The organism is Erwinia sp. GW821-FHT03D09, from assembly GCF_059420805.1.
This window is the reverse complement of sequence record NZ_JBWKUK010000001.1, coordinates 37,996-51,132: the sequence shown is the minus strand read 5'-3', so window position 1 is coordinate 51,132 and position 13,137 is coordinate 37,996. Positions and strand designations below refer to the sequence as shown.

11 protein-coding genes and 1 pseudogene are annotated in these 13,137 nt (G+C 55.6%); 5 read left to right on the top strand and 7 right to left on the bottom strand.

Going from position 1 to position 13,137, the window contains the following annotated elements:
- Nucleotides 1–104: 104 nt before the first annotated feature.
- Nucleotides 105–482, top strand: a pseudogene (locus AC07U6_RS00280) (DUF6515 family protein).
- A 116-nt stretch (nt 483–598) separates the two neighbouring features.
- Here the strand turns inward: AC07U6_RS00280 and osmE are convergent.
- A complete protein-coding gene (osmE, locus tag AC07U6_RS00275; protein WP_494762565.1) occupies nt 599–934 on the bottom strand; it encodes an osmotically-inducible lipoprotein OsmE in 336 nt (111 codons plus the stop codon).
- Between the two features lie 204 nt (nt 935–1,138).
- Between osmE and AC07U6_RS00270 the strand changes: the two genes are divergently transcribed.
- The 4 genes from AC07U6_RS00270 to cho all read left to right on the top strand — a co-directional run bounded on the left by AC07U6_RS00270 (nt 1,139) and on the right by cho (nt 5,047).
- Entirely contained in the window at nt 1,139–1,717 is a 579-nt protein-coding gene (locus AC07U6_RS00270; RefSeq protein WP_494762564.1) for a TetR/AcrR family transcriptional regulator, read from the top strand.
- A complete protein-coding gene (locus tag AC07U6_RS00265) occupies nt 1,714–2,904 on the top strand; it encodes a multidrug effflux MFS transporter (protein ID WP_494762563.1) in 1,191 nt (396 codons plus the stop codon). The genes AC07U6_RS00270 and AC07U6_RS00265 overlap by 4 nt, the downstream gene beginning before the upstream one ends.
- Before the next feature lie 123 nt (nt 2,905–3,027).
- Nucleotides 3,028–3,855 carry an NAD(+) synthase gene (nadE, locus tag AC07U6_RS00260; protein WP_494762562.1) on the top strand — a complete coding sequence of 276 codons (828 nt, stop codon included), beginning with the start codon at nt 3,028–3,030 and terminating at the stop codon, nt 3,853–3,855.
- Nucleotides 3,856–4,159: 304 nt separating this feature from the next.
- Nucleotides 4,160–5,047 (top strand): excinuclease Cho, encoded by an 888-nt coding sequence (gene cho, locus AC07U6_RS00255; RefSeq protein WP_494762561.1) that lies wholly within the window; start codon nt 4,160–4,162, stop codon nt 5,045–5,047.
- A 90-nt stretch (nt 5,048–5,137) separates the two neighbouring features.
- Here cho and spy read toward each other — a convergent pair whose 3' ends face one another.
- The 6 genes from spy to AC07U6_RS00225 all read right to left on the bottom strand — a co-directional run bounded on the left by spy (nt 5,138) and on the right by AC07U6_RS00225 (nt 12,645).
- A complete protein-coding gene (gene spy, locus AC07U6_RS00250) occupies nt 5,138–5,629 on the bottom strand; it encodes an ATP-independent periplasmic protein-refolding chaperone Spy (protein WP_494762560.1) in 492 nt (163 codons plus the stop codon).
- 872 nt (nt 5,630–6,501) lie between these two features.
- Nucleotides 6,502–7,533, bottom strand: coding sequence for a succinylglutamate desuccinylase (gene astE / locus AC07U6_RS00245; protein WP_494762559.1), 1,032 nt, complete (start codon nt 7,531–7,533; stop codon nt 6,502–6,504).
- Nucleotides 7,534–7,605: 72 nt separating this feature from the next.
- A complete protein-coding gene (astB, locus tag AC07U6_RS00240) occupies nt 7,606–8,931 on the bottom strand; it encodes an N-succinylarginine dihydrolase (protein WP_494762558.1) in 1,326 nt (441 codons plus the stop codon).
- Complete coding sequence (gene astD / locus AC07U6_RS00235) at nt 8,928–10,397, bottom strand: succinylglutamate-semialdehyde dehydrogenase (protein WP_494762557.1); 1,470 nt, start codon at nt 10,395–10,397, stop codon at nt 8,928–8,930. Before astD ends, astB begins: the two co-directional genes overlap by 4 nt.
- Nucleotides 10,394–11,428, bottom strand: coding sequence for an arginine N-succinyltransferase (astA, locus tag AC07U6_RS00230; RefSeq protein ID WP_494762556.1), 1,035 nt, complete (start codon nt 11,426–11,428; stop codon nt 10,394–10,396). Before astA ends, astD begins: the two co-directional genes overlap by 4 nt.
- The gene (locus AC07U6_RS00225) at nt 11,425–12,645 is read right to left on the bottom strand and encodes an aspartate aminotransferase family protein (protein ID WP_494762555.1); all 1,221 of its coding nucleotides are present in this window, start codon (nt 12,643–12,645) and stop codon (nt 11,425–11,427) included. Before AC07U6_RS00225 ends, astA begins: the two co-directional genes overlap by 4 nt.
- Between the last annotated feature and the right edge of the window lie 492 nt (nt 12,646–13,137).

Genomic DNA, 13,137 nt, shown 5'->3' with positions numbered 1-13,137 from the left:
AGGAAGCGTTAAACGCTGTAAGCAGCCGCTAATAGCCACCGGGAGCCGCTTTTATTTCACTACGCCTGGGGCGATGCTATCGCAAAGAACCTGGAGAACTGTTTATGAAAAAGGTGATGGCCACCCTGCTCGCCTTAACCCTGCTGGCTCCCGCGCTGGCATCCGCACATCCGGGAGGCTGGGGTCCACCAGGCCCGGGGCCTGGCTGGCACGGCGGCGGCGGGCCCTGAAGGCTGTCGTTTCTGCCTGATGCGGCAGCGGCAGTGCTGATCGGCGGGCTAACCTGTTACGTACTTAACGGTAACTACTATCAGCGGCAAAACGACAACACCTACGTTATTGTCGATCGCCCCGTGGACCGGGTAACGGATATGCGCGCGCTGGATTACAACGGGGAGCGTTTTTACGTGCAGGACGGACACTACTATCGCCGCAACATTCACGGTGAGTATCTGGAAGTTCCTCGCCCGCCGGGGCTGTGACGGCTTATAAGGCACAGAAAGGGATAGCTGGCTGCAAAGTAAAACGGCAATGTGCTTATTGAGCATTGCCGTTAATTTTAACGATGTTGATTCTCTTTATTCAACGCTTTACTGGATTACTGCCCAGCCTGCGGATCGGTGTCGTACTCTTTACAGCTCTGGAAGCCATAGTTCATCACTTTCCCGGTATCGCTGTAGCTTACGAAGTAGGTCTGTTGTTTGCCATCACGCTCACCCAGAACATAGGTCTGACAGGTACCGCGCGCGTGAACCATAGTAATTTCTGTGGACGGTGGACCCGCAATATCACGCACCTGCTGGCGGGTCATGCCTTTTTTCACATCCTGTACCACCGGCTTGGTGACATAGCTTTCGGCACGATCGTAAGCGGTACAGCCAGAGAGAACGGCTAAGGTTACAGCAGCACCAATCAATCCCGTCATTTTACGCATATGTTATTCCTCATTTATTGTCCATGTGGATATAAGCCTGGAATATAAGTCACGGATTTTCAACTTAAGTGGCGAAATTATTACGGATTTTCGATCGGTGGTCTTATACTGTCTTCATTGAGAATGAACGTTCATACTCCTGTTTTTAGCCAGTTTCATACGTAACACTGGGTAAAAATATCCGGTCACGGAGGGTTTTCAATCATGCATACCGAAGCGCGTGATGCCAGGCACCGCCTGCGCCAGGATGAAATCATTACCGCCGCACGTGGCTGTTTTCGTCAGTATGGTTTTCATGCTGCAAGCATGGCGCATCTGGCCTCTGAATCCCAACTCAGCGTTGGGCAGATTTATCGTTATTTCTCCAATAAAGACGCGATTATCGAAGAGATGATAAAGCGTATTATCGACCGTCGAATTGATGAAATGATTGGCACCAGCAGCAGCAGCCATCTTCCCAAACTTCTGGCCTGGCGACAGGTGCTGAACGAGGAGGATGAAGCCCTGATGCTGGAGGTTGCTGCAGAAGCGACCCGCAATCCTCGTGTTGAACGGATGATGCAGGAAGCCGATGCCCGCATATTTAATCGTGCCTGCGAAAACGTTAAACAAGAGTACCCCAACTTTAGCGACGAGAAGATCCGCAGCTGTGTGGAAGTTCTTGCCGTACTGGTTGAAGGCACCGCTTATCGCCGCCTGACGCCGCAGAAAGCGTCAGCGGAAACGCTCTACCCGCTCTATCAACAGATACACCACCTGCTATTTCATTCAGAGGATTCATGACACCTGCAGCTCCAAACCGTCTTGGCTACGCCATTACGCTCGGCCTTCTCGCGGCACTCGGCCCGTTGTGCATTGACCTGTATCTGCCGGCGCTGCCGCAACTGGCCAACGATTTACAAACCCCAACCGCCACCGCTCAGTTAAGCCTCACCGCAGGACTGCTTGGTCTGGGGCTCGGCCAGCTATTTTTTGGTCCGCTCAGCGATAAATACGGCCGCATTCGCCCGCTGCTGCTGTCGCTGGTCCTGCTGTTGATTGCTTCTGTCGGCTGCGCGCTGGCACAGGATATCCATCAGCTGCTGCTGGCACGACTGTTCGAAGGAATGGCGGGCGCAGGCGGTGCTGTGCTCTCGCGTGCCATTGCCCGCGATATGTACACCGGACACGAGCTGACGCGCTTTTTCGCCCTGCTGATGCTGGTGAACGGCCTGGCGCCGATTGCCGCTCCGGTGATGGGCGGCGCGCTGATGACCTTCCTCAACTGGCGCGGGCTGTTTATGGCACTGGCGGTAATCGCCGTGCTGCTGTTTATTCTGGCTAAGCTTAAGCTGCATGAAACGCTGGCTCCAGAACGCCGGAGCCAGGGCAGCATTCTCTCCGCATGGGCCGCACTCGGCCAGGTTGTTACCCATCGTCCGTTTATGGGCTTCTGCCTGACCCAGGGCTTTATGATGTCGGGCATGTTTGCCTACATCGGCGCGTCGCCGTTTGTCCTGCAGGAAATCTACCATCTGTCCCCGCAGGCATTCAGCTTCTGCTTCGCGGCTAACGGTGTCGGCCTGATTATTGCCTCTCAGGTTAGCGCACGCCTCAGCCCGCTGTGGGGTGAATATCGGGTGCTGAAAGGTGGACTGATACTGGCATTTATCTCGTCAGGTACCCTACTGCTTGCCGGTCTCAGCGCCGCCGCGCTGCCCCTCGTACTGATCGCCCTGTTCTTGAGTGTGGCCAGCAACGGGGTGATTTCGGTTACCGCCTCCTCGCTGGCAATGCAAAGCCAGGGACACCGGGCCGGTAGTGCATCGGCGGTGCTGGGTGTAGCAATGTTCACCCTCGGTGGCATCAGCGTGCCGGTTACCGGCATTGGCGGAACTTCGGTAATGACCATGGCGGCCACCATCTTTGGCTGTTACATGCTGGCTATTGTGATGTTTACGCTACTGGCGCAAAAGCCAAATAAAGTCTGATTTGTCAGCAGTCGGCAGTAAACATCGCGGATGAAGATTGTTGTTTCGCGCCGGGCGCGTTAGCTTAAACAGACATAATTTTACTGGCTGCCGTCCATCGGCGCTGAATCTGAGGAGAGGTAAATGGCTCTGCAACAGGACATTATTGCGGCACTGGGTGTGAAACCGGTGATTGATGTACAGGCAGAAATTCGTACCAGCGTTGATTTTCTAAAGTCCTACCTGAAAACGTATCCGCTTTTGAAAACCCTGGTGCTCGGCATCAGCGGCGGTCAGGACTCAACGCTGACCGGAAAGCTGTGCCAGACCGCGATTAACGAACTGCGTGAAGAAACGGCTGATACCGCCTATCAGTTTATTGCCGTGCGTTTGCCTTATGGCGTGCAGGCAGATGAGCAGGACTGCCAGGACGCGATTGATTTTATCCGGCCGGATCGGGTACTGACGGTGAATATCAAGCAGGCGGTGCTGGCCAGCGAGCAGGCGCTGCGCGATGCCGGAATCACGCTGTCTGATTTTATTCGCGGCAACGAAAAGGCCCGTGAACGCATGAAAGCGCAGTACAGCATCGCAGGCATGACGGCGGGGGTTGTGGTGGGTACCGATCACGCTGCTGAAGCAGTAACCGGCTTCTTCACCAAGTACGGTGACGGCGGCACCGACATCAACCCGATTTTCCGTCTGAATAAGGGACAGGGAAAACAGCTGCTGAAAGCGCTGGGCTGCCCGGAACACTTGTACCTTAAGCAACCAACCGCCGACCTGGAAGATAACCGCCCCGGCCTGCAGGATGAAGTTGCGCTCGGCGTAACTTATCAGCTGATCGATCGTTATCTGGAAGGAGAAAGCATCGATCCCGCCGCCGCGAAAATCATCGAAGGCTGGTATCAAAAAACCGAGCACAAGCGCCGTACGCCGATTATCGTGTTTGATGATTTCTGGAAAAAATAAGCCGGTAAATCATTCTGTGGCTACACGGAGTTAGAGATAGCCGTTCAGGCCATCGCCCTGCCCGATCATAAAGCGGCTCATCGCGAGCCGCCCGTTTACTCAGGCATCTCATATCATCTGGCCGGCGGCGGCTTTTGTTGCCAGCTGGATGACCTTTCTCCTGCCGATTTCCAACCGCCAACTGCCTGCTTCCAATTTATTGCTTCTGATTCACTTATTCCTGTTACTACTTCTGCTCCCCCTGGTCTTTGGTTCCGCGCAACTGTCCACAACTAATCGCTAATGGATATTTTCGCTATACTGTATGAACAACCAGCAACTGGAGTCCGTAGTGGTCAAAAAAATCGTCAGCCATCGCCTTGAGTTTGAAGCGGCGGCTATTTATCAGTATCCCGAGCATCTGCGCCCGTGGATAGACGATCTCCCCAATCTGCCCGGCGTTTACACCTTCCACGGCGAAAGTGACAACCTGCCGCTCTACATCGGCAAAAGCGTCAACATCCGCAGCCGGGTGATGTCGCACCTGCGTACCGCCGATGAAGCAAAAATGCTGCGTCAGTCAACGCGTATCAGCTTTATTACCACCGCCGGTGAGCTGGGCGCGCTGCTGCTTGAAGCGCAGATGATTAAGATCCAGCAACCGCTGTTTAACAAACGGTTGCGTACAAACCGCCAGCTGTGTGCCCTGCAGCTGATCAATCAGCGCCCGCAGGTGGTTTACGCCAAAGAGGTAGATTTCTCACATACGCCGGACCTGTTCGGCCTGTATGCCAATCGCCGCGCCGCGCTACAACATCTGCAAAAAATCGCCGACGAGCAGCAGCTTTGTTTCGGACTGCTGGGCATGGAACCATTGACGGCCGGCCGCGGCTGCTTTCGCTCAGCGCTGCGGCGCTGTGCCGGAGCCTGCTGCGGTAAGGAGAGCGTAGAGGCACATCAGCAGCGACTTGTGACCGCTCTGGAAGCGGTGCGCGTTCAATGCTGGCCGTGGCAGGGAGCCGTTGGCGTGATCGAAGAAGGGGTTGATCGTAAGCAGATCCACATCATTCACAACTGGCTCTATCTGGGCTCGGTCAGCGATATCGCGGAAGCGACGTCGCTCTGTACCACACTGCCGGGATTTGACAGCGACGGCTATAAAATCCTCAGTAAGCCACTGATGGCCGGCAAACTGCCGATCGTCACGCTGTGAACCGATGAGCAAACAAAACCGCCGGTGTTGCCCACTGCCCTGAAGGCGGAGGTGAGCAACACCGGCGGTTTCAAATATGTTCAGCGAGGATTAATCGTCTGCTGGAGGCATTTTACCTTCATGCTTCGGTTTTTCAGTCAGACGTTTCTCAAAATCCTGGTTGAACTGCTTTTTCTGCTCAGGCGTCAGCACGTTATACATCTTGTTCTGCGTTTCCAGCATCGACAGCGCGCGCGCTTTACCGTTAGCGGCCATCTGCGTTGCCTGCGCTTCCGCTTTAGCCCGATCGAAGCTGTCGGAAGCAATAATGCTATGCATTGCACGACGCTCTTCCAGCGATGGACGTTTCATGTTCTTGTGCGACTCTTTCATGATGGTGCGAATCTGCTGCTTCTGCGCATCGGTCAGATTCAGACCTTGAAACATATCGTGCATGTCGCCGCCATGACGGGGTGGCTTATGCATCATCGGCTTGTCGCCACCGGCAGGAGGCGGAGTCAGGTTGTCGTTTGCAGCATGAACGATATTGGCCGCACCTACTGCCAGCGTGGCAGCAACAATCAGGGAAGTTAATTTACGCATAGTATTGTCCTTATGTTTCATTTCTATGGCGACCCGGTTGTCGCGTTGTCGGGAGCCAGTTTACGATGCCCAACGTCAAGTACTCAGAGGGTTGGTAAAGGCCTGAAAGCATAAAAGACAATTTGGAGCCAATCATGGAGAGAATGAGAAGATTATGGTGAAAAATTGCAAAAGAATATGAATTTGAAGGGATTTATGCAGAAAATATGGAGGAGTGTAATCCTCCATACGGGATTTCGGAAGGAAAAAGTTAAGCCCTTTACACTTTTCTGCGGATGCCCGCTGCTGGAAATTTGAGGGTAAGATTTGTAGCGATAAGGGGGGATAAGCAAGCTGGCGGTTCCCCCGTCTGGCGGGTCCTCGCGCCGCTGCGCGGTGCCTTCACTCCGTTCGTCAGCCTGCCGGACCGGCTCAGACGTCGCGTCCCTGCGCCGACCGAGCCTTGTGCCCGCGTCCTGCGGGCACATCCTGGCTTCCTTTCTGCGTTCAGCGCTGTGGATTGCCAGCCCGGGGAACCGCCAACGTGCTCCTGGATTCTGTCGTTGCCTGTTAAATGGCAGCGACGAAGATATTACAGGCAGAGCCTCTGTGGTTGCGACCGGGCAATCCACAGCGCTGAGATGAAAGCGTCAGGCCAAGATACGCCAACAGGACGTTGGCGTAAGGCTGCGTCGGGTCAGGGATGACACGTCGCAGCCGCTCCGACAGGCCGGATGCTGGAATCGAAGGCACCGGGCGAAGCACGGCGCGAGGACCGCCCGAGCGCGGCCACAGAGGCTCTGCCAGCCGCTAATGCCACCGCGACACCAACCAGCCAAACAATATTAACGATCCGGATTATTCAGCAACGTACTCCAACTGATGAGCACATCTTACGCCGGAGGACTAAAAACGCTGGCGCCCTCAGCCTCAGGTACATCAATCACCTCGCTGGCATCCTCCGCCACCAGCATCAAACCCGCCCGCAAACCTTCAGCCACATTCGGATTCGGGAACAGCACGTACTCCCGCTCCTGCTGCACGTAATACTGCATATCACCGTCCTCCGCCAGCAGCGTACCCTGCGCAAACGCGGTAAAGTTCAGTGTCTCTGCCCCCATATGCAGCACAAACCGATCCGAATGGCGGGTAATCTGCTGGGAAACACGGTAGCGCAGCGGTGGCGTAGAAACGTCCGGCAGCACACCGCCACTCACCAGCGCCCTCAGCGCCTCGGCCGTTGCAGAAAACTGCGTTAAATCGTTATGGCCAAACGGCAGCGCCTTACCCAGCTCCAGCGTACAGCTGGCGGCATGGAAATGATGACTGCTGTAATGGGTGTAGGTTCCGCCCGGCGCGCGATGAAACACCAGCGCCTCCAGACCGGCGGCACCCAGCCAGTGAATAAAATCATCCGGCCACGGCGTTTCACGCTGCGGCATCACGCCAAAGCGCGGATGATACGAACCGCGAATCGCCGTATGCATATCGATATGCCAGCGCACCTCATCGTGCTCGCTCACCTGCCAGAAGTTTTCCATCGCCTGCTCCAGACGCCAGGCGCGTCGCGCCTCCGGGCAGTCTTCGTACTGCTGCCACCTGCCGCCGAACATCCGGTTCATATCGCCATGCACATAGCGCTTATTCTGTCGCAAAGCCGCCGGATTGCCGTAAATCACCAGCAGGCGCGCAACCAGCTGCGTCTCGCCGCTCAGCAGCGAATTAAGCAACCGGTCAACAATTTCAACGGGGGCCGTCTCGTTACCGTGGATGCCGGTAGAGATCACCAGTGCCCTCTTGACCGTATCATGGGGCGTCAGCTCAAGAATGCCTTCGTCGATCCATCGCCAGCTAAGCTGCTCATTACGTCCGGTGACTGCGCCGGGCCGTTCACCGGCGAGAGTTAAGGTGAGAAAATCTTGCATCAGTACTCCTTTGTGCTGCATCGCCGCTCAGCCCTGAGGGACCGGGAATCACCCGGCCCTGCAACGATCGCGTTACTGCTGAAAACGGTATACGTTGCCTAAGTTTAGCAGCTTAGTCAGTTCGTCAAGTGCTTCACGCCCTTCCTGCAACAGCTGTGGGTCGGCAAGATCGGCCTGCGACAGGCGATCGCGATAGTGGCGTTCTACCCAGTCGTTCAGGGTACGGAACAGCCGATCGTTCATCATCACCGCAGGATTCACCGCCGCCTGCTGCGCATCGTTCAGCACAACACGCAGGCGCAGACACGCCGGACCACCGCCGTTGAACATACTTTCCCGCAGATCGAAGACCTTCAGTTCGTCGATTGGGCTACCGCTGACGATCAGCTCGTTGAGCCAGCCCCAGACGCCCGCATGACGCCGCGCTTCTTCCGGCAGCACCAGCAGCATTTTGCCATCCGGTTTGCTGAGCAGCTGGCTGTTAAACAGATAGGTAGACACCGCATCGGCCACGCTGACGCGATTATCAGGTACCTCAATCGCGGTGAAGCCCGGCAGCTTTTCAGCCAGTTCGGCCAGCAGCTGCGGCTGATTCAGGAACGCCTGCTGATGACAGAACAGCGCCTGCTGATTGCTCACCGCGATTACATCATTATGGAAAACGCCCTGATCGATCACCGCCGGGTTCTGCTGAGCAAACACCGTCCGGGCCGGATCGAGCTGGTGCAGTCGCGCCACCGCTTCGCTGGCTTCCAGCGTCTGGCGTGCCGGATAACGCGTTGGAGCAACGCCACTGCGCTCACTGCGCCCATAGACAAACATCTGCACGCCCGGCGCACCGTAACCGTGGCTGAAACGATTGTGGTTGGCCGCGCCCTCATCGCCGAACATCGCCACCTGCGGCAGCGCATCGTGCACTGAAAAATGATCGCGATCGCGGAAAATAGCCCGCAGCAGATTTGCTGTGGTCGGGGCTTCTATCGCGCGGTGGAACTTGTTGTTCAGGTTAGCCACCGTCAGATGCACGCGCTCGTCGGCGCTGTCTGCCGACGGGGATACCGTCGCAGCATTGGCCACCCACATGGAAGATGCAGAACTGACCGCTGAAAGCAGCTGCGGTGCCTGTTTTGCCGCCTGGGCCACCACCTGCACATCGCTGCCGCTAAAACCGATCTGCCGCAGTGCCTCAACATTGGGCCGCTCGTGCGGTGGTATCACCCCCTGCATAAAACCGAGATCCGCCAGGGTTTTCATCTTTACCAGCCCCTGCTGCGCGGCCAGTTTGGGATTAGACAGCTGATGCTGATTACGGGTTGACGCCTCGTTACCAAATGATAAACCTGCGTAATGGTGGGTCAGTCCTGGTAAACCATCGAAATTCACTTCACGGGCGCTCATCGCGTCTCTCCTTCAGCGCTGAAATCCAGCCCTGGTGATAAGGTGGCAGGCAGACTCAGATCCGCCGATTCCAGCGTCGCCATTGGCCAGGCGCAGTAATCCGCTGCATACCAGGCGCTGGCACGATGGTTCCCGGAGGCACCAATGCCGCCAAACGGCGCGGTGCTGGCCGCACCGGTCAGCGGTTTATTCCAGTTAACAATCCCGGCCCGCGCTTCAATCAGTAGATGTTCGAACTTCTCGCGCTGCGGCGAAATCAGACCGCAGGCCAGGCCATAGCGGGTATGGTTGGCGATGCGAATAGCCGCGTCAAAATCGTCGTAGCGGATCACCGCCAGCAGCGGACCAAAGACCTCTTCATCCGGCAGATTTTGCAACCCGGTCACATCAATAATGCCTGGGGTCAGGATCGCGCTATCGCGCTGCGGCCACTGCATCGGCAGCAGCACTCGCCCACCGGCATCAACCCGCGTCTGCCACTCGGCATAAATTTTTTCCGCTGCCGACAATGAAATCACACTGCCCATAAACGGCTGCGGTTCATCATTCCAGCCACCAACGTGGATGCGCGCCGCCACCTCAACCAGACGCTGTAAGAAGGCATCCCCGACAGCACCGTTTTTCACCAGCAGCCGACGGGCGCAGGTGCAGCGTTGCCCGGCACTGATAAAAGCGGACTGCACGGCGATATGCACGGCAGCATCGATATCGTCAGGATCTTCGACGATCAGTGGATTATTGCCCCCCATCTCCAGCGCCAGCATTTTTTCTGGTTTTCCGGCCAGCTGACGGTGCAGCTGATAGCCGGTTGCCGCGCTGCCGGTGAACAGAACGCCGTCAACCTGGCTATCCTGCGCCAGCGCCTGACCCGTATCACGACCGCCCTGCACCAGGTTAACAACGCCCCCCGGCAGCCCGGCATTCATCCACAGCTTCACGGTCAGTTCAGCGGTCAGCGGTGTCATCTCGCTCGGTTTAAAGACTACGGTATTACCGGCCAGCAGCGCGGGAACAATGTGACCGTTAGGTAAATGCCCCGGGAAGTTATATGGCCCAAAGACCGCCATCACTCCGTGCGGACGATGGCGAAGAGAACTTTCGCCTTCAGCCTGCTCGCCGGTGCGGGCATGATAAGCACGCAGTGAAATCGCCACTTTGTTGATCATCGCCTGCACTTCGGTCAGGGTTTCCCAGCGCGGCTTGCCGGTTTCGCGGGAAATAGTTTCACTCAGTTCGCTCTTATTCTTTTCCAGCTGCTGCGCAAACTTCTCAACGATTGCCTGCCGCTCGACAAACGGCCGACGTGCCCAGCTGGAGAATGCCGCGCGGGCGGCTTCACAGGCGTCGGAGACCTGCGCAGCGGTAGCTGATTTCCCCTGCCACAGCAGTTTGCCCTTTACCGGGTCCAGTTTAGCGATGGTCTCTCCACCGCCGGTCAGCCACTGACCATTAATACAGTGCGTCATGCTGGTTTCTCCTCACGACAAAGTGTCACTACCCGCAGGTTCTCTCCTGCCCGGCAATGTAAAATTTCAGCCTGCGCGGCGGTGACGGCAATCGTCCCGCTCTGCATATCGGCCGGCAGCAGCATCACGCGGAACTGCTGATAATGCTGGTTTGCCACCAGGCATAGCGGCAGGGTTTCATCCGGCTGTTCGCTCAGCTCAACAACCAGCTCGCGGCTTTTCCGAATGGCACGAACCCGGTCAATGTCGCATTCCAGAGTCGGACCGCCATCAAAAATGTCAACATAGTTCTGGAAGCGAAAACCTTCGGCCTCCAGTACCGCCCGCGCAGGGGCGGTCTGCGGATGAACCTGGCCGATAACCGCCCGCGCTTCTGGCGACAGGTAATCAATATATAAAGGATGTTTAGGCATCAGCTCGGCGATAAACGCCTTTTGCCCGGTGCCGCTCAGGTAGTCGGCATCGCTGAATGACATGGAAAAAAAGCGACTGCCGACGCTGTCCCAGAACGGCGAATGGCCGTTTTCATCGCTGACGCCGCGCATCTCTGCAACAATTTTTTGCATAAAGCAGTCGCGAAACGCCGCCATAAATAAAAAGCGCGATTTCGACAGCAGATAGCCGTTTTTACCGTTGCGATAATCCGGATCAAGGAACAGCGTACACAGCTCGCTGCTGCCGGTGTGATCGTTGCTTAACGACAGCGTAGGCAGCATGTTATATACATTTAATTCTTTCGAGGCGTGCACCTGGGTGCCCACGCGAAAGTTGTACCAGGGGTCCTGTAAACCTACCGCCACCTCAATGGCGCAGATCCCCACGGCTTTACCGGTCTCTCCGTCTGCCAGCACAAAAACGTATCCCTGTTCAGCCCGCGGCAGTTTTCCCTGCCAGGTCATTAATGAACGTTCGATACGCGCTGACAGCGTATCGCTGTCAGCGGGCAGAGAGGTCAGTCCCCCGCCGGTTTTGCCGGCGAGGTACATCAGCTGAGCCAGATCGTCTCGTTCTACGGGACGAATAAACATCATACGGCGGCTCCTTCAGTGACGGCGAGGCAGGCGCGTTCGAAGCGTGCCAGCCCCTCCGCGACTTCCTGTTTAGTAATAATCAACGACGGCGCGAAACGCACAACGTTAGCCCCGGCAATCAGTACCATCAGTCCTTCACGCGCGGCGGCCTGATTAATCAGTTTGGCTTTACCGCTGTAATCTTGATTCAGCACGCAGCCGATCAGCAGACCGAGCCCGCGTACCTCACTAAACAGCTGCAGGCGCTGGTTAATCTCATTCAGACCATCAACAAACCAGCGGTGACGCTCCCCCACACCCGCCAGAATTTCCGGGCGGTTGATCAGTTCCATCACTTTACCGCCAACCGCTCCGGCCAGCGGATTGCCGCCGTAGGTGGTGCCGTGGCTGCCAATATTGAGATGTGCCGCAAGGCTTTCAGTGGTTAACATCGCGCCAATGGGGAAGCCGCCGCCGAGTGCTTTGGCCGTGGTTAATACGTCCGGCGTAACGCCATAATGCATGTAGGCATACAGCGAACCGGTCCGGCCTACTCCGCTCTGTACTTCGTCGAAAATCAATAGCGCCTGATGCTTATCACAGAGTTCGCGCAGTCCGCGCAGGAAGGCCGGCTCAGCAGGAACAACCCCACCTTCGCCCTGAATCGGCTCCACAATCACCGCGCAGGTCTGGTCATTAATCAGTTCGGCAGCGGAATTCAAATCGTTATAAACTGCGTGCTGAATGCCACCCGGCAGCGGCGCAAAATCTTTCGAATAGGCAGGTTGCCCACCGGCTGAGACGGTGAACAGCGTGCGGCCATGGAATGCGTTATTGAACGCCACAATGCCGTTTTTCTGCAGATTGCCGCTATCGTGAGCAACCTTACGCGCCAGCTTCAGCGCAGCTTCATTAGCCTCCGCACCGGAGTTGCAGAAGAACGCACGGTCGGCGAAAGTGGCATCCACCAGCTGTTTTGCCAGGCGCAGGATCGGCTCATTGGTATAACCATTTCCGGTATGCCACAGCAGCGCAGCCTGCTGTTGCAGCGCCAGTTGCAGATCGGGGTGTGCATGGCCCAGTGCATTCACCGCAATTCCCCCGGCGAAGTCGATATAGGACTTCCCTTCCTGGTCCCACAGCGTTGAACCTTCAGCCCGCACAGGAATAAAGCTGGCAGGGGCGTAAGTTGGAACAATCCATTGATCGAAATTTTCACGGGTAATTGACGGTTGCATAGCGGCCTCGTTTGTTTAACCCTCTAGTTTCTGTGGTGAACTAAAGGTGTATTAAATGTTAATGAAATAATTCATTGCAGCTCTACTGTAAATTGCACAGAGCGTGCCAGCCAGCAAAAAAATGCATAAACCAAATTCAACAACCAAATATCAATAACTTACAACATACTATTATTCACAACAAATGCATAAAAAGTGAATATCAATATAAATTCCCGGCTTCGCCACACAAAAAAAAGAAGAATTATGCATTGGTAAAATAAAATATTGTTTATGTGATCGCCGATAGAATTTGGTCGTAAATATAGGAGGTTAACGCACCATAATGCAGCGTATCCGCTCCAAAATCGTGCATAGCGCATCATCGCTAAAACTTCCCTCAGAGAATCATTTTTTTAACATCCAGCCTGATAGTCGCGCCGTTTATTATTTAAATAAACTTATTAAATAGTGAAATAACACAGATATTACATATGGAAATTTTGTATTAAT

Coding starts and splice junctions, on each gene's coding strand:
- osmE (WP_494762565.1), bottom strand. CDS start 934: ATGCGTAAAATGACGGGATTGATTGGTGCTGCTGTAACCTTAGCCGTT.
- AC07U6_RS00270 (WP_494762564.1), top strand. CDS start 1,139: ATGCATACCGAAGCGCGTGATGCCAGGCACCGCCTGCGCCAGGATGAA.
- AC07U6_RS00265 (WP_494762563.1), top strand. CDS start 1,714: ATGACACCTGCAGCTCCAAACCGTCTTGGCTACGCCATTACGCTCGGC.
- nadE (WP_494762562.1), top strand. CDS start 3,028: ATGGCTCTGCAACAGGACATTATTGCGGCACTGGGTGTGAAACCGGTG.
- cho (WP_494762561.1), top strand. CDS start 4,160: ATGAACAACCAGCAACTGGAGTCCGTAGTGGTCAAAAAAATCGTCAGC.
- spy (WP_494762560.1), bottom strand. CDS start 5,629: ATGCGTAAATTAACTTCCCTGATTGTTGCTGCCACGCTGGCAGTAGGT.
- astE (WP_494762559.1), bottom strand. CDS start 7,533: ATGCAAGATTTTCTCACCTTAACTCTCGCCGGTGAACGGCCCGGCGCA.
- astB (WP_494762558.1), bottom strand. CDS start 8,931: ATGAGCGCCCGTGAAGTGAATTTCGATGGTTTACCAGGACTGACCCAC.
- astD (WP_494762557.1), bottom strand. CDS start 10,397: ATGACGCACTGTATTAATGGTCAGTGGCTGACCGGCGGTGGAGAGACC.
- astA (WP_494762556.1), bottom strand. CDS start 11,428: ATGATGTTTATTCGTCCCGTAGAACGAGACGATCTGGCTCAGCTGATG.
- AC07U6_RS00225 (WP_494762555.1), bottom strand. CDS start 12,645: ATGCAACCGTCAATTACCCGTGAAAATTTCGATCAATGGATTGTTCCA.